This is a genomic window from Mariprofundus sp. NF (assembly GCF_013387455.1).
Taxonomy (GTDB): Bacteria; Pseudomonadota; Zetaproteobacteria; order Mariprofundales; family Mariprofundaceae; genus Mariprofundus.
On record NZ_VWNC01000012.1, the window covers coordinates 1 to 15,738 of the forward strand.

Genomic DNA, 15,738 nt, shown 5'->3' on the forward strand with positions numbered 1-15,738 from the left:
TCAACCTGTTCGACAATGCTCAATTTAAAGCCCAATGTATAATCACGCTGACTTCGTCTGCGCCTTGCTGTTTCTTCCTTTCCCATAATAAGTCCTTTTTGTGTCAACTTATTTCAGGACGGGACAGATTGAATTAAAAAAGGCGGCTCATCTGAGCCGCCTTTTTTATGCTGTGATTTTAAAGCTTTAACATCAGACGTGCTGGGCAACCAGCTCCAGCCAGTAGTGGGCCAGGGTCTTGCTGTAGCCCTCTGCACCAGCCGCTTCCAGTTCAGTCAGTAACCCTTCAACATACTCATCGGGGATATGGTAGATCGCACCTGAGGTCTCCCAGGTGTCCTCTGATTGCATCAGGCGCAGACCCACGGTATCACCGACATCAAACATGGTGCTTGATGATGCATCTGCAATGGTGATCTCTTCAGAGCCGTTATCCGGGTAGCACTTGATACTGAAACTCTTATTCATCTGCACATCACTGATCTGATAAAGCTGTAGTGGGCGTTCAGCCAGCTGGCTGAGATAGGCTTTCTGCTCATCATCAAGGCCAATATCGGCACTGAGAATAAGCTGCAGTGGGCGATTTTCGCCTTCGACACCTTCAAGGCTTCCTTCAGCCGTCAGGTATTCGAGAAGGTTAACATCATGGATACTGCGGATTGCCGGATGAGCAGAGCCGATCTCGCCATGCTGATCTTCACTCAGCCCCTCAAGCCAGACATCATCTACCCAGTTGGCAATCGGTTCTTCATAAGCGTGGCTGACCCATCCCAGTGCAATCTGAATGCCGCGACGGCGATTGGCGCGGCCAGAGGCAATAGCGTTCTCTTTGATCTGGCAGCATCTTTTATATTTCTTGCCGCTGCCGCAGGGGCAGGGGTCATTTCGTTGGACTTTGCGGACCACATTATCTCCTGTTGATCTACCTGTGAGGATATTAATGCAGCTACTCTAAGACAAGAAGAGGGCATCTGTTAAGTTAAAACAGCAATTTAGGTAAGATAATTATTACTGCATGAATGCCATTGCCATCTCAAAACTCCATGCTATCTTTCCGCACCTGAAATTCCGGGCTTGGAAATTGGCTAAAAGTCCGGTTCATAAATACGGAAGGGTGACAGAGCTGGCCGAATGTACCGGTCTTGAAAACCGGCGTAGGGAAACCTACCGTGGGTTCGAATCCCACCCCTTCCGCCATTTATCGTTATGATATGCGCTTGGCATATCTGCAACGATGGGACGACGACCCAACGGAGAGATGGCTGAGTGGCCGAAAGCGCGCCCCTGCTAAGGGTGTATAGGCTAAAACCTATCGAGGGTTCGAATCCCTCTCTCTCCGCCAGTCGCCCAAATGCCTAGCCACTGTTTGTAATGGTGTCGGAAGAACGGAGGAGAAGATGAAGAGACGTGCTATGTCGATGATTCGTCCGATCTTCTCTGTTGCTGTTATGCTTGGAGTCACATTGTTGATCTCCGGATGCGAACAGGAGAAGGCAAGTCAGATCGAGTGGCAGCTGCCACTGGAGAAGCCGGAAGATCTGCATGCAGGTCAGAATCACGAGGCGGTTCCTGAGTGGGCTGTGTCGAGAAATGGACATGCTGAGTTCATCTGGTTGGAGAAAGCAACAACGCGCCAGCATAGTACAGTCGTGGCGTTAGGCGGAGCCGCAGAGCTAAATGGTTGGGATATCCGGCTGTTGGGTCTGGCATCGGGATTGAGAGTTCAAAATAGAGCTTTTCTGAACGATGAAAATGTGCATAATCCCGCCGCCTTCGTAGAGGTAAGTCGAGATGGTAAAGGTTACTATCGCGGCTGGCTTTATGAGAAGTTTCCCGAGTTGTTCGGTATGGACGATTCGGGGTGGAAAGTTTGGTTGAAAGGCATTACCTTTCGGCCCCCTTCGGAAACGGAGGGAAAGTAGGCTCCCTTAGCTCAGCTGGATAGAGCATCTGACTACGAATCAGAAGGCCGGGCGTTCGAATCGCTCAGGGAGCGCCATCTTAAAAAGGACTCGCAGAAATGCGGGTCCTTTTTTCTTTTCAGGCACGCACGTATTTGTTGGTGATGCTTGATATCAGTGGGATTCCTCTGGGTGGGGAATCGGTATGGTCGAGGCGTGAGGCCGTTGTTTTCATCATTGTATCGTTAATCATTTGCTACCTGATAGGTGAGACGATAATGTCGATTCTCAATCTGGCATGCTTGAGGGAGAGTGGTTATCCAATTTTCTAGATTAAATAAGATCCTTTTACCTCTCCTTCTGCTTATCCCGCTTTTTATCTGCGCAGAAGTTTCGTTTGCAGCACAACAGGTCCAAACGGTTTCTGAAGCTGCTCTGGATAATGTGGATAAGAAAGAGGCAGCTGAAAGCACTCCTCTTACACAGGCAAAGGGGCTGATCACGCTTGATTATGAAGTGATTCCTGTTCCGGGCATTCAATCGCTTGATCTGATTGGTGTACACTATCTGCATCAACTCAATAGCTGGCTCTACCTTGGTATAGGCGTTCATGCGCCGCTGGTTCAGGGTAATTACGGCGGCTTTATGGCTTTTGACACAACCATCCATGCGCAGCGTAAAATATTCGGGGATCTATTTGTCGATGCCGGTCTCTCACTTGGTGGCGGTGGTGGTGGTTCGACTGTAAAGCAGAGCAGGCAACTCTCCGGTACGGGCGGATTTGTCAAAAGCTACGCAGGTGTGGGTTACGACTTTAACGGTTTCTCTGCCGGGGTAAACTACAGCCACTTTCGATTCTTGAATTCACTGATAAATCACTCGCAAGTTAATCTGTTTGTTCAAAAACCGGTTTCATACATGATTGGTTCATATGCGGATGCAGGCAGCAGGTTCGAGTCTGACTGGGGCTCTGCTGAATCCGGAGAAAACATATTAACATTTGAACTGAACAATATTTTCCAGATTAAACCTCAAGGCACATCCAGGAAAACCATTAACGCCTTCTCCCTACAGTTTTCCCATTTCCTGACTGAAAATCATTATCTGCTTTTTGCAGCTGATATCGGCTACAGTGGCATCCCGTTGTATAATCAGGTGTTAGGCGGGCTGGGTTACAGGTTGCCAGTGTCATCTCGCATCAATATTTATGGTCAGGTTGGTGTCGGCTCAGGAGGTTATGCGCCTGCTGAAATTGATACCGGCCCCGGGCTGCTTGTTTATCCTAAACTTTCGCTGGAATACATGTTGAACAGCGAGCTTGGAGTATCTCTGTCCGGTGGTTATCTGTTTGCACCCAAGGGCTCCTCTAAAAACTTCACCCTCGGCGCTGCTGTAAACTATCACATCTCCGGCAGCGAGAATCACCCGCAGAGGTCCAGTTCAGTCGAAGAGCGGGAGTTTAGAGGCTTCCGCTTTAACCTATTTCAACAGACCGAATTTGATGTTCAGGTTGGCAATAACAGGCATAACAATATAAACATGTTATCGATTCAGTTTGATTATATTCTCAATGATTACTTCTATATCCCAATGCAGGCGAACGTCGCATACAATGAGTTTTTAGGCTATCCGGGTTATGGGCAAATGTTAACCGGATTGGGTGTTCAGACTGACTTCTCAGCGACTAACAGCTTGCAGGGTTTCATGCAGATTCTGGCTGGTGCAGACGTTCATGGCATGGTGTTTAAACCTACAATCGGGGTTAATTTAACGCTAAGTGACCACCTTGCGCTCTATGCGCAATTGGGCAAAACAGTATCACTCCATAAACTGAACCTTTACCCGAAGAGCCTGCGATTAAGCTCCTACTCTGCAGGTTTGGGACTGACCTACCGCTTCTCCCTACCCAATACCATTCTGAAATAAGCTGATTGGAAAAAGCGATGTAAAATATTGGGACTTTATCGTCTATACTAATAATGCCATCTAATAAATAGATGGCTTGTATAGATAGGAGTCAGATATGAAAAATAATAAATTAGTAGCCACAATGATCACCCTGATAGCGCTGTTCTCGCTTTCATTTCAGGCTCAGGCTGGGGAAACCAAGTCGGGAGCAAAAATTGGTGTATTAACCTGTATCACCCAGCCCAATACGGGCATAAGCCTGATTATTCATTCCACTACAGATGTGAAGTGTAGCTTCAGTGCGACAGGTGGTGGCGGCGTTGAAAATTATGTTGGCGAAACCGGTGTGGGACTGGGTATCGATATGCGATTTGATCGTGAAACCCATCTGGTATACACCGTCCTGGCAGTTGAAAAAGTTGGAAGTTATAAACTGGCCGGTAAATATGTCGGTGGTGGCGCTTCAGTAACTGTCGGAGCAGGTGTTGGTGCACAGGTGCTGATCGGAGGTAATGATAAAAGCATATCTCTGCAGCCGGTTATTGAAGGAAGTACCGGTCTTGGCATCAGTGCAGGCATTACCTACCTCTTCCTGCAGCCTGATAAGGGTTCAGCGGCTGATTGATTTGGCCAGGCAATATCCGATGCGATGCCTGGCACCATAGGATTGGCAGAAGGTGTTCTAAGGTGTATATAAATCGGTAGTTTAGAGGTGAGGCTGCGAGAGATCGTGGCCTTTTTCTTTATCTGTAGCGCTGTTTTGACACAGGTTTGGCTAGTGGTGATTCAACTCACGGCATGGGAAAAGTGTGACCCGCAGAATCCGGGGTGTTCGGTGAGAACAGTGAAAAGGAGGATGATATGTCTGTACTATCTAATCTTGAAGACTACACAAAACATTATAAAGAGGAGCACTCATGGGAAGATGTTCTCTTTGCCCTGCAAGTTCCTATTGCACTGAGTGCGTTGGCGATTCTGTTTCTTCTCTCTTTCTAAGTCAGGAATGGTTTCTAAATCACTAAACTTCTCTATACTACTCTGAAGAGATGCAACACAAGGAGAGATGATGAGATATTTTCTAATGTTATGTATTGCCCTGGGTGTGGCGATAAGCGGTTGTTCTTCTGAAAAAGAGCAGCCACCTGCACCCATGACACAGGCTGAAGAGCAGGCTGATGAAATGGCAGTGTCAGAAGAGATCACCAAGGTGGTGGAAGAGGTTGCCAAAGCTGCAGATGAAACCGTAGATGCAGTGGCAGAGACAGCTAAAGAGGTATCAGCAGATGTCGTGGCATCTGGCGACACGATGGTTGATGATGCAAAAGCTAAAATGGATAAGATGACGGCTGACAGTGATGCTGCAGTAGCTAAGGCAGCGGCAGACAAGGCAGCGGCAGCTAAGGCAGCAGCAGCTAAGGCAGCAGCAGACAAGGCAGCAGCAGACAAGGCAGCAGCAGACAAGGCAGCAGCAGACAAGGCAGCAGCAGACAAGGCAGCAGCAGACAAGGCAGCAGCAGACAAGGCAGCAGCGGCCAGTGCAGTAGCCACCAGCTCCGGCAATGCAGCTGCGGGTGCAGGCAAGGTCGGTAAGTGTAAGGCGTGCCATAGCTTTGATGCTGGTGGCAGCCATAAGGTTGGCCCTAATCTGTTTGGAATTTACGGTAAAACAGCAGGTAAGGTCGCTGGATTCAGTAAATATGGTAGCGATCTTAAAGGCGCAACATTTGTCTGGGATGAGGCGAAACTGGCGGCGTGGGTATGCAATTCTAAATCCGCCATCAAAGAATTGACCGGCAATAGCGGTGCAAAAACCAAGATGTCCAAGCAGAATGTATGTGGAAGCGATGCTGAAAATGTGGCGGCTTATCTGAAGTCACTGCATTAAGCAGTCATTAGAGATGCAAAAAAAGGCCTCCACTGCGGGGGCCTTTTTTTATTGTCGCCGTACGCTTGTTGAAAACTATGCAATTTCATTGCAAGCCTGTGCGTAGCACAGTGCCTTTATAGTTTTTGACTCTTGCACGCGGTTAGCCAAAACGCGGCTTTGACGATTTCAATCGTCTGCGTATTGGCTGTGCGAACCTATGGAATTTATTCCATAGTGGTTAAGTTGTAGATTAATGGTTTTGGAGTTCACTCACTGACTGGAGTTTTTACAATGCGAACCCGTTTAATCCAGTCGCCCTTAACACTGAGTACCTCAACCTGCACATCAGCAATAGTCAGGCAGAGCCGGCCTTCGGGCACATCGCCGAGAATCTGAACAATCAGTCCGCCAATGGTGATAGCACCCTCTTCAGGCAGATCACTGTCCATGGCCTGATTGATATCATGCAGGGCCACGGTGGCAGCGGTTACGAGGCTGCCATCGGGTTGTGCCCACATATCCATCTGGGCCGGCACATCCGATTCGTCATGGATCTCACCGACAATCTCTTCAATGATGTCTTCAAGGGTAACCAGTCCTTCAATATCACCGAACTCATCCACAACGATGGCCAGATGCTGATGGTTGGTCTGAAAATCAAACAGCTGAGCCAGTGCATTCTTATTGGCCGGAATATAGGAGGGGGTTTTCCAGATCAGTGCATCACTGAGGCTGACTTCAGGATGTTTCAGCTTAAGCAGATCACGCAGATGTACAATGCCGATCAGATTATCCTGCTCATTAAGGTATACCGGATAGCGGGAGTGGGGGGCTTTGGATACTTCGCGCAGTGCCTTGCCTACCGTTAAGGTGCCATCCAGAAGGTGCATGTTCGGGCGCGGTGTCATCAACGCTTTTACAGCTACCTCATGCAGGGTAAGACTATTGTTGAGCATCTGTTCGCGGGCCTGATCAAGTACACCTGACTCAGCACTGATATCAATCATGCTGGCCAACTCTTTATGGGTCAGTGGCGTCTCTTCTTTGTCCGGGATATGCAGGATGCGTTTGAGCATGGAGATAATTGCAATCAGCACCTTAACCAGTGGGGAGAGTACGCGTTGAATCATATCCATCGGCCCGGCGACTTTGCAGGCGATCGCTTCAGCATGGGCCACAGCAATGGTTTTGGGGAGGATCTCGGCAAAGATCAGTACAACCACGGTCATGGCGATGGTGGCGTAGAGGATGCCGGCATCACCGAATTCAGAGACGAACAGGGCAGTGGCAATCGCCGAAGCGGCGATGTTCACGAAGTTATTGCCCAGCAGAATGGTGGAGAGCATACGCTCAGGATGGTCAAGGAGCGCTTCGGCTTTACCTGCACCCAGATCGCCATGCTCCTGTCGTACGCGCAGTTTGGCGCGCCGGGCACGGGTCAGGGCAGTTTCAGAGCCTGAAAAGAATGCTGAGAGCAACAGCAGGAAAAAGAGGATGCCTACTGCGAATGAAATTGAGATGTCTGCGATGTCCATGGTTAGGGGTTAGTTAATCCAGGTGTTGATCAGTTTGACGCCGAAGTAGGCGAGAATAAACAGCACATAAGCAGTCAATACAGCACGGCTGGCAATGCGGGTGGGCCAGCTGTCCTGATGGCGTTTAATCAGCAGAATAATCAGTACAGCCAGTGTGAATACAGCCAGCAGCACCTTATGACTAAAAAGTGCAAAGTGCTGATACTGGGTCCACTGCCAGAGCAGACCGGTGATGATGCTGACAGCAATCAGGCCGGTTGCCATTTTAACCTGTGCAATCATATGGCGCTCAATGCTTACCAGTGATGGCAGTGCCTGAATCAGTTTGAATGACCTCTTTTTCTTCAGCGCCCGATCCAGAAGGATCTGCATCAGGGCATGAATCGCTGCCAGCGTCAGCACGGCATAAGAGATCAGTGCCAGCAGCAGGTGGCCGGTCTCCAGCAGCGAGGTGGTGTGTACCCAGTTGGGGGCATGCGCCTCAGGCAGAATAGGGGTAAGAAACAGTGGAATGGCAGTCAGTGGCAGCAGGAAAAGGCCTAAACCCTGAATACCGTGGCGCAGAATGCCGAAGGTGTAAACCATCTGCACAATCAGTGTGAAGACAGCTGTACTGGTGGCCAGTGTGAAGTTAATACCATCGGTGGTGACCGACTCCAGCAGATGAATAGCCCAGACATTTGCGCCGATTGCGGCAGCCATAAGGCTGGCAATAGTGCTGGCGATGTTGGTGTTTTTGCGGTCATGAGGTTGTTTTGCATCACGCCATAACATGGCTGCAGCGATCAATGTGATCAGAGCAGCGGCAAAAAACAGAATCGATGACGTCATTTCACTTCCTTAAAACGGCTACTGTCTCATTTGAAACAGGGATCAAACCGATATGATAGCAGGTTTATATCCGATGTATCAGAGCAGTGCAACGGGATTGGCATTTGCAGCGATGCTAACCAAGTTGACCATGCCAGTAAAAGAGAGACAATCGGCAATATGAAAGTTGGCCTGTTATTGCTGGCTGCCGGCAGTGGCAGCAGATTCGGTGGCGAGATTGCCAAGCAGTATGTTGAGGTGCTGGGCAGGCCCCTGTTGCTCTATACGCTTGACTCTCTGGCTGCCGATTCCCGGATCGCGCTGGTGCAGCCGGTCATCTCTGCAGGCGATGAGCGATTTGCGCAGCTGGTCAAAGATCAAAACTACCCTTTTCAGCTTTTGCCACCGGTGACAGGAGGGGCTGAACGCTCACTCTCCATGCAGCAGGGATTAAATGCGCTGCCGAATGATATCGAACTTGTGGCCGTGCACGATGCTGCAAGGCCGCTGCCATCTGCTGAACTGCTGTCCGATGTGATTGATGTGGCGCAGCGCTGTGGTGCTGCAGTGCCTGGGTTGGCAGTGGCCGACACGATCAAAAGGGTAGATGCAGATGGCAAGGTGATTGAGACTCCTGATCGCAACTTCTTAAGAGCTGTGCAGACACCACAGGTGGCGCGTAAAGCATGGTTTGAGAAGGCGTTGGCGCTTGAGGCGGGGCGTCTGCATTTGCACACCGATGATGCCTCACTGCTGGAGGCGGCCGGTTTCGATGTCTATATCAGTCGCGGTGATATCAATAACAGGAAAATAACCACGCCTGAGGATCTGCACTGGTTGGAGTCGCAGTTGCTGGGTAGGAGGGGATAAGGTGAATATTCGCATTGGTCACGGTTTTGATGTGCACAGATTTGCAGAGAATCGCCGCCTTCTGCTCGGTGGTGTGGAGATCCCTTTTGAGATGGGGTTGCTAGGCCACTCTGATGCCGATGTATTGATTCATGCGCTCTGCGATGCACTGCTCGGTGCAGCTGCGCTCGGCGATATCGGTCACCATTTCCCCGATAGTGATGCCCAATATAAAGATGCAGACAGCACGCTGCTGCTCTCAAAAGTTGTGGCGCTGTTATGTAAAGAAGGTTGGAGTATCGGTAATGTTGATATCACCGTGATGGCTGAAGCACCTAAACTCGCCCCCTTTATTGCTGTGATGAGAACACGTCTGGCCGGATTGCTTCTGGTTGATCAGGGTCAGGTCAATGTCAAAGCGACGACCACTGAAAAACTCGGTTTTATCGGCCGCAAAGAGGGCATTGCCTGCGAAGCGGTGGCTCTGATCTGCAAAATCTGAATTAGTGTCAACAGGCGCCTAGCGCAGGCGCAGGCTGAGGGTAAAATTACCCGTGCCATCCGGCACTGATTCAACAACAATAACAAACTCTGTCTGACTATTTTCTGCTGCACGATTCAACGCTCCTGGCAAATCAAAAGGTGTTTGGACGATGCTTTTGGCAGCGGGTTTTTCGGTGATAGGCAGGCTGATGGTTGCCAAAGCCCGATCAGGCTGTTGGTTGGCGTAGAAGGTGACCTCAATGTCGGGGTAGGGCATGCTGCTGGCCAGCAGGTTTTTGATAGTGCCGGAGATCACCATCACCCGGCTGTTATCATCACGAATCACCCACTCGCTCTTCACACTCTGCGGCAGAATCAGCCAGTCTTTCTCTCTGTTCTCAAGCGGTAGGGTCAGGTTGATCAGCGTACTGCGCATCCAGCGGTTATCCAGCCACGCCTCTTGCCGGGTCCAGATGCCTGCCAATGTCACAACGAGCAGGGCAGTGAAAAACCAGGGCCAGAGATGGGCCTGCTCTCTTACCGGTGCGATAAGTTCAGAAGATTCATCGCTATGTGTGTTTTCGTGAATGGTCACTGCTTCATTTTCTGTTTGGTCACGTGTGCTCAAAAATGGTGGTGAGGCAAACAGGTCGGGTGAGTATATCCATGGTTGTCGTTGATCAGGGGTCTGGGACTCATCTGACAGCGGTGAAAATTCACTGCCGCAGTGACTACAGGTGAGACTCGTCAGCTCAATGTCAGTTTCGATGTCGATCGGTTTCTGGCATGAGGGGCAGGTGATAAGCATCTGCCTATGTTGATTGCTGCCCTCTGATTTGTCAGCAACTTGAGTGCTGGTATTACATTGCGGGTTGCAGCTGCTTCAGGCAGGTGACAGCGGCGGGCTGGCAGGCTACCGTTTCCACATGTCGCACGACCAACCCCAGATACAGATGCAGCAACTGATGTTACGTTACCCAACAGGTAAGGTGGCCCTCTCCGGTGTTACGCTGGATATCCATCAGGGGCAGTTTGTCTACCTGATCGGGGAGAGTGGTGCAGGCAAATCATCATTGATGAAGATGCTCTATGGCGGTGTGCGCCCCTCATCGGGCCAGTTGAGTGTGCAGCAGATCGATATGCGTGAGGCGGGTGAAGCGCGTATTCGCGAAATCAGACAGCGCACCGGTATCATCTTTCAGGATCATAAACTGCTCTTTGCACGCACTGTGTTTGAAAATGTAGCACTGCCATTGCGTGTGCAGGGCTGGAAAACCGAACGCTTGATTCCGCGGGTGCGCAAGGTGCTTGAGTATGTCGGCCTTGCAGATCGACTCTGGTCCTATCCGCAAGCACTCTCCGGTGGTGAGCAGCAGCGTGTTGCCATTGCCCGTGCCATGACTGCCAACCCATCAATTATTATTGCCGATGAGCCGACCGGCAACCTTGATATTGAGACAGCCAGCCGGGTGCTCGATTATCTGATGGATCTCAATCGGCAGGGCGCAACGGTTATTATGGCAACCCATGATCTGCATCTGCTGGAGTCGCATCCGGGACGTGTGATTCAGCTGCATGCCGGATCTCTGGCCGGTGGTGACCTGTGAGAAGAAATAGTACGCCTGAATTGATTCCGGATAAGGTAAATCCAAGGCTTCCCGGTGGCTTTAATGTGCCACCCTTTGGCATTCAACAGACGCTGGCGGTCATTATTGTCTGTATTGCACTCTGGGCGGTGGGCGCGATCTGGCTGGGTGTACAGGCGGCTAGCCAGTGGGTTGGTGGCTGGCAGGATGATATCCATATTCATGTCTATCTTGATACCGCCAATGCCAGTCAGGAACCTGAACTGAGAAGCGCACTTGAAGCGATTCCCCAGATCTCCGCACTGCGCAAGATTTCACCGGAGGAGGCTGCCCGCTGGATGCAGGAGTGGCTGGACAATGCCGGATTGAATCAGAAAGAGCTGGTGAGCCGACTACCTATCACCTTTGAGCTCTCCCTCAACGATGAGCAGAGCCAGTTTCTCTTTGATGATATTCGAGATGCCGCGACCCGTCATGGCGGCGCGGTCAATGAGAGTGAAGTGGATATGGCACAGGCCCACCAGTGGATTGCCCAAGCGGAATATCTGGCCTGGTTTGCCTCACTGATTCTGGCTCTTGCGATGGCACTGATTATCTCCAACACCCTGCGCATGATGTTGCTGGCACGAGCTGATGAGATTCATTTGATGCGCCTGATGGGAGCCAAGGAGTGGTTTGTACGCATGCCGTTTATTCTTGAAGGTATGTTGCTTGGTGGTATTGCCGGTATTGCCGCCTGGATTCTGCTCTGGCCGCTGTTACTGGGCACCGGCGAGTGGCTTGAGATGTTGCAGGTAGATCTGAATATGTGGGTGCTGTTATTGCCGCTGCTGCTCGGCGGTGCACTGGTCGGCGCTTTTGGCGCTCTGGTTGCAACGGCACGGGTAGATTCAAGCGAGAAAGCCGGATAACTGTTTTTCAGAATTGACGAACGTGATTGATGCCATTATTGTGCGCGCCCACCGTCACTGGGGGATCGTCTAATGGTAGGACAGCGGTCTCTGACACCGTCAATCGTGGTTCGAATCCACGTCCCCCAGCCAAACATAAAAAAAGGGCCCCTCGCGGGCCCTTTTTTTATGTTTACTGTGGAACTAAGGATGCGAACCATGGTTCGACTATCCAGCAGGATAGCTGGATAGATCGCCACAATGTGGCGACCCCGAAGGGGCGAGGGCCAAGGATGGCCCGAGTAATCCACGTCCGGGGCAGGAAGTCTGGAAGAACAAAATCGCTTTAGCGATGGCCCCAAAAGGGCGAGGGATCATGGACAGCCCGAGTAATCAGCCCTGACACTACATATCCCAAATCGGCTTAAATGACTGGATTTCGATGCCGTAATAACCCGGTAGGGTGTGTGTCATTATTGAGTCAGGTGGCTCAGGTTCATTTACGTGATGAGTGCAGAGTCGTAGCCTTAGGATTTAATGGGTTCAATAGATCATCGGAGTTATTTTTCAGTGTCAAATACAATGGTTCTGGTCATCAATACAGGCAGCTCTTCGATCAAAATGGCGCTGGTGGAGATGCCGTCGGAGAAACTACTCAGTGAGGCTGTGACTGAGCGAGTTGGTGAGGCCGGTACAATTCTGAGCTGGAAGGTTGCCGGTGAAACACAACGCTTTGATCTTGCCGGTGCAGACCATCATGTCGCTATGGCGAAAATGCTGGAAATCCTGTTTGCCAGCGTGGATAGAGCGAGCATTGCCGCAGTGGGGCATCGGGTTGTACATGGCGGCGAGAAATTTATAAAGCCGACTCTGCTGGATGATGCTGTGATTGCGGAGATCAAGTCCCTCTCGCATCTGGCACCACTGCACAACCCTGCCAACCTGTTGGGTATTCAGGCAGCGATGAAACATCTGCCAGTTATTCCCCATATCGCAATTTTTGATACCGCTTTTCATCACGCTATGCCACCCCATGCATGCCTCTATGCGGTACCCTATAGCTGGTACAGTGACTACGGTGTGCGTCGTTACGGATTTCATGGCAGTAGTCACCACTATGTGGCGCAACAGGCCGCGCTGTTACTTGGCCGTGAGTTTGATGATTGTAATCTGATCACTGCCCATCTGGGTAATGGTTGCAGTGCTACGGCCATCGCCAACGGCATTAGTGTGGATACCACGATGGGTATGACACCACTGGAAGGGTTAGTCATGGGTAGTCGCAGTGGCGATGTCGATCCGGGACTGCATGAGTATATGGCCAGAGTCAGTGGTGCTTCGCTGGCAGAGATCAGCGAAGCTTTGAATCGGCAATCCGGGCTTCTGGGCTTATCGGGCCGGAGCAATGATATGCGCACCTTGCTGGATGCGACCGAAGCTGGCGATGAGAGGGCGGCGTTGGCCGTAGATATCTTCTGCTACCGCCTGGCAAAATCACTGGCAGGGCTTGCTGTCGCGTTGCCTCAAATTGATGCCATCGTCTTTACCGGTGGCATTGGTGAACATGCGGCAGTTGTGCGGGAGAAGACAGTGGCACAACTGGCCATTCTGGGTGTTGCACTTGATGCCGAGAGAAACAGACAACACGGTAGAGCGTCGCATGGCTTTATCAGTAAGGCTGAGGGTTCTGTTCCTGTTCTGGTTATTGCCACCAGTGAGGAGACCATGATCGCCCGTTATGCATACGAAGTGTTAAAGCGAGAGGAAAATATCACATGAGTCACGCATTTCTACTTGTTTCTACCGGAGCCGGGGCAGGTTTGACAACAGTCAGTCTCGGCATGGTGCGGGCGCTGGATCGCATCGGCATTCGCGCCGGCTTTTACAAGCCGATTGCTCAGCTGCGCGATAGTGATCAGGGCCCGGAACGCTCAACGCGTCTGGTTGAGCACATGATCGACGTCAAAGCACCGCAACCGATAAGTCTCAGACGGGCCACCTCGCTGCTGGGATCGGGAAGGGAAGGGCTGCTGATGGAGGAGGTGATTGCACTTTATCAGCAGAGTTCTCGCCATACCGATGTCGTGATTGTCGAGGGATTGGTCGCTGATGGACATGCCGGTTACGCCACGCGCCTGAATGCTGCCATCGCCCGGGCGCTGGATGCGGAGGTGATACTGGTTGGTAAACCAGAACCTGATCTGGATGAGTATATTGATATTACTGCCAATGCTTTCAGTGATGCCAATGGTAGCGCGCTGGCCGGTATCATTATCAACCAGCTGGGAGCACCTGATGATCAGGAGTCACAGGTGCTGCAGGCTGATGCACTGCAAACCTGTTCCGACAGGCCTGATGCACTGCAAGCCAGTGGTGAGATGGGACGTCGCTTAGCCAACAGCTCATTCTACAATATTGGATGTATTCCATGGCAGCCGTCATTAATAGCGCCGCGCATGTGTGATATCGCCAGCTATCTTGGTGCCAAGGTGCTCAGTGAGGGGGATATGCGGTTGCGGCGAGTGCAGCGTATGGAGTTATGCGCACGCACGCTGGCCAATATTCACAGTGTTTATCAGCCGCATACGTTGTTGATCTTCCCCGGTGATCGTGACGATGTTTTCGTTGCAGCATGCATGGCGGCTATGAATGGCGTGCGTATTGCCGGTATTCTGCTGACCGGTGGGTTGAGGCCGAGCTTTGGCATGATGAATCTCTGCGAGCAGGCTCTTCGGACAGGTATCCCACTGTTGCTGGTGGAGAGTAGCTCATTTCAGACCGCATCAAAGCTGGCTCGTATGCCTGCTGAGGTGGCGGCTGATGACTTTGATCTTATCGATCAGGCGGTTGATCATGTCGCCAACCATCTGGATGCAGGCTGGCTTAAGGCGCGCTGTGCGATTGAGCGTAAACCACGCCTCTCACCGGCAGCATTCCGTTATCAGCTGATTCAGCAGGCATCTCAGTCAAAGCGGCGCATTGTTCTGCCTGAGGGGGAAGAGCCGCGCACGATTATGGCCGCCTATCAGTGTCAGCAGCGAGGTGTTGCTCACTGCATACTACTGGGGAGCCCGGAAAAGATTCACCAGATTGCATCCTCTCAGGGCATCACGTTAAGTGATGAGACGATGATTATTGATCCGGTGACTGTGCGGCAGCGATATATTCAACCGATGGTGACCTTGCGAGAGCATAAGGGGATGACCAGCCAGATGGCGGAAGATCAGCTGCAGGCTCGAATTGTTCTGGGCACGATGATGCTGGCTATGGATGAGGTTGACGGACTGGTTTCAGGTGCGTTGCATACCACCGCTAATACAGTGCGTCCGGCCTTTCAGTTGATCGGCACCAGTGCATCCGCTGAGCTGGTCTCCTCCATCTTTTTCATGTGTCTGCCCGATCAGGTAGTGGTCTATGGTGATTGCGCCATTAATCCTGATCCTGATGCCAGTCAGTTGGCTGATATTGCTATTCAGAGTGCGGACTCAGCCAGTCGTTTTGGTCTGCAGCCAAGGGTGGCGATGATCAGCTATAGCACAGGTGAATCAGGAGCAGGGCTGGATGTGGATAAGGTGCGACAGGCTACTGCCATGGTCCGAGAGCGCAGGCCGGATCTGATTGTTGACGGGCCACTACAGTATGATGCCGCAGCCATTGTTTCGGTGGGCAAAAGCAAAGCACCGAAAAGTCAGGTGGCAGGTCAGGCTAACGTGTTTGTATTTCCCGACCTTAATACCGGTAACACCACCTACAAAGCGGTACAGCGAAGTGCTCATCTCGTCAGTATCGGGCCGATGTTGCAGGGCTTGCGTAAGCCGGTGAATGATCTCTCGCGTGGTGCATCCGTCGAAGATATTGTCTATACCATCGCCTTGACAGCGATTCAGGCGGGCTGATTTCCCTCGTTCT

The 15,738-nt window shown here is 51.3% G+C and carries 15 protein-coding genes and 4 tRNA genes; 15 read left to right on the forward strand and 4 right to left on the reverse strand.

The genetic code is table 11. The features are described 5' to 3' along the window. Nucleotides 1–192: 192 nt before the first annotated feature. The gene (locus F3F96_RS12115) at nt 193–906 is read right to left on the reverse strand and encodes an SEC-C metal-binding domain-containing protein (RefSeq protein WP_176963545.1); all 714 of its coding nucleotides are present in this window, start codon (nt 904–906) and stop codon (nt 193–195) included. Between the two features lie 202 nt (nt 907–1,108). Here F3F96_RS12115 and F3F96_RS12120 point away from each other — a divergent pair. The 8 genes from F3F96_RS12120 (at nt 1,109) to F3F96_RS12150 (ending at nt 5,694) form a co-directional block, all read left to right on the forward strand. After that, nucleotides 1,109–1,197: transfer RNA gene (locus F3F96_RS12120), tRNA-Ser, on the forward strand. Nucleotides 1,198–1,252: 55 nt separating this feature from the next. Beyond that, nucleotides 1,253–1,342: transfer RNA gene (locus F3F96_RS12125), tRNA-Ser, on the forward strand. A 55-nt stretch (nt 1,343–1,397) separates the two neighbouring features. After that, entirely contained in the window at nt 1,398–1,922 is a 525-nt protein-coding gene (locus F3F96_RS12130) for a DUF2155 domain-containing protein (protein WP_241697827.1), read from the forward strand. Next, nucleotides 1,923–1,999: transfer RNA gene (locus tag F3F96_RS12135), tRNA-Arg, on the forward strand. Nucleotides 2,000–2,345: 346 nt separating this feature from the next. After that, nucleotides 2,346–3,827: a hypothetical protein gene (locus tag F3F96_RS12140; RefSeq protein WP_176963546.1), complete on the forward strand. Its 1,482-nt coding sequence runs from the start codon at nt 2,346–2,348 to the stop codon at nt 3,825–3,827. Between the two features lie 97 nt (nt 3,828–3,924). Then, nucleotides 3,925–4,434, forward strand: coding sequence for a DUF992 domain-containing protein (locus F3F96_RS12145; RefSeq protein WP_176963547.1), 510 nt, complete (start codon nt 3,925–3,927; stop codon nt 4,432–4,434). Nucleotides 4,435–4,670: 236 nt separating this feature from the next. Beyond that, complete coding sequence (locus F3F96_RS12600; protein WP_255461378.1) at nt 4,671–4,805, forward strand: hypothetical protein; 135 nt, start codon at nt 4,671–4,673, stop codon at nt 4,803–4,805. A gap of 70 nt (nt 4,806–4,875) precedes the next feature. Continuing rightward, nucleotides 4,876–5,694, forward strand: coding sequence for a cytochrome c family protein (locus tag F3F96_RS12150; RefSeq protein ID WP_241697828.1), 819 nt, complete (start codon nt 4,876–4,878; stop codon nt 5,692–5,694). Between the two features lie 248 nt (nt 5,695–5,942). On the opposite strand, the gene F3F96_RS12155 is transcribed toward F3F96_RS12150, so the two are convergent. Together F3F96_RS12155 and F3F96_RS12160 are read right to left on the reverse strand one after the other, a co-directional pair. Next, entirely contained in the window at nt 5,943–7,211 is a 1,269-nt protein-coding gene (locus tag F3F96_RS12155; RefSeq protein WP_176963548.1) for an HlyC/CorC family transporter, read from the reverse strand. 9 nt (nt 7,212–7,220) lie between these two features. Beyond that, nucleotides 7,221–8,042 (reverse strand): inner membrane protein YpjD, encoded by an 822-nt coding sequence (locus F3F96_RS12160; protein WP_176963549.1) that lies wholly within the window; start codon nt 8,040–8,042, stop codon nt 7,221–7,223. 159 nt (nt 8,043–8,201) lie between these two features. On the opposite strand from F3F96_RS12160, the gene ispD reads away from it, so the two are divergent. Together ispD and ispF are read left to right on the forward strand one after the other, a co-directional pair. After that, nucleotides 8,202–8,891, forward strand: coding sequence for a 2-C-methyl-D-erythritol 4-phosphate cytidylyltransferase (gene ispD / locus F3F96_RS12165; protein ID WP_176963550.1), 690 nt, complete (start codon nt 8,202–8,204; stop codon nt 8,889–8,891). Between the two features lie 7 nt (nt 8,892–8,898). Continuing rightward, a complete protein-coding gene (gene ispF, locus F3F96_RS12170; RefSeq protein WP_176963567.1) occupies nt 8,899–9,372 on the forward strand; it encodes a 2-C-methyl-D-erythritol 2,4-cyclodiphosphate synthase in 474 nt (157 codons plus the stop codon). 18 nt (nt 9,373–9,390) lie between these two features. Here ispF and F3F96_RS12175 read toward each other — a convergent pair whose 3' ends face one another. Further along, nucleotides 9,391–10,161 carry a hypothetical protein gene (locus tag F3F96_RS12175; RefSeq protein ID WP_176963551.1) on the reverse strand — a complete coding sequence of 257 codons (771 nt, stop codon included), beginning with the start codon at nt 10,159–10,161 and terminating at the stop codon, nt 9,391–9,393. Nucleotides 10,162–10,225: 64 nt separating this feature from the next. On the opposite strand from F3F96_RS12175, the gene F3F96_RS12180 reads away from it, so the two are divergent. The 5 genes from F3F96_RS12180 to pta all read left to right on the forward strand — a co-directional run bounded on the left by F3F96_RS12180 (nt 10,226) and on the right by pta (nt 15,725). Then, nucleotides 10,226–10,960, forward strand: a complete 735-nt coding sequence (locus F3F96_RS12180; RefSeq protein ID WP_241697829.1) for a cell division ATP-binding protein FtsE — start codon at nt 10,226–10,228, stop codon at nt 10,958–10,960. Next, nucleotides 10,957–11,850, forward strand: a complete 894-nt coding sequence (locus tag F3F96_RS12185) for a cell division protein FtsX (RefSeq protein ID WP_370465548.1) — start codon at nt 10,957–10,959, stop codon at nt 11,848–11,850. Before F3F96_RS12180 ends, F3F96_RS12185 begins: the two co-directional genes overlap by 4 nt. A gap of 58 nt (nt 11,851–11,908) precedes the next feature. After that, nucleotides 11,909–11,982: transfer RNA gene (locus tag F3F96_RS12190), tRNA-Gln, on the forward strand. Between the two features lie 384 nt (nt 11,983–12,366). Beyond that, on the forward strand, nt 12,367–13,608 hold the full coding sequence (locus F3F96_RS12195) for an acetate kinase (protein WP_176963552.1): 1,242 nt from the start codon (nt 12,367–12,369) through the stop codon (nt 13,606–13,608). Next, entirely contained in the window at nt 13,605–15,725 is a 2,121-nt protein-coding gene (gene pta / locus F3F96_RS12200) for a phosphate acetyltransferase (protein WP_176963553.1), read from the forward strand. The genes F3F96_RS12195 and pta overlap by 4 nt, the downstream gene beginning before the upstream one ends. The last annotated feature ends 13 nt before the right edge of the window (nt 15,726–15,738 follow it).

Coding starts and splice junctions, on each gene's coding strand:
- pta (WP_176963553.1), top strand. CDS start 13,605: ATGAGTCACGCATTTCTACTTGTTTCTACCGGAGCCGGGGCAGGTTTG.
- F3F96_RS12175 (WP_176963551.1), bottom strand. CDS start 10,161: ATGCTTATCACCTGCCCCTCATGCCAGAAACCGATCGACATCGAAACT.
- F3F96_RS12130 (WP_241697827.1), top strand. CDS start 1,398: ATGAAGAGACGTGCTATGTCGATGATTCGTCCGATCTTCTCTGTTGCT.
- F3F96_RS12145 (WP_176963547.1), top strand. CDS start 3,925: ATGAAAAATAATAAATTAGTAGCCACAATGATCACCCTGATAGCGCTG.
- F3F96_RS12160 (WP_176963549.1), bottom strand. CDS start 8,042: ATGACGTCATCGATTCTGTTTTTTGCCGCTGCTCTGATCACATTGATC.
- F3F96_RS12195 (WP_176963552.1), top strand. CDS start 12,367: ATGGGTTCAATAGATCATCGGAGTTATTTTTCAGTGTCAAATACAATG.
- ispD (WP_176963550.1), top strand. CDS start 8,202: ATGAAAGTTGGCCTGTTATTGCTGGCTGCCGGCAGTGGCAGCAGATTC.
- F3F96_RS12600 (WP_255461378.1), top strand. CDS start 4,671: ATGTCTGTACTATCTAATCTTGAAGACTACACAAAACATTATAAAGAG.
- F3F96_RS12155 (WP_176963548.1), bottom strand. CDS start 7,211: ATGGACATCGCAGACATCTCAATTTCATTCGCAGTAGGCATCCTCTTT.
- F3F96_RS12150 (WP_241697828.1), top strand. CDS start 4,876: ATGAGATATTTTCTAATGTTATGTATTGCCCTGGGTGTGGCGATAAGC.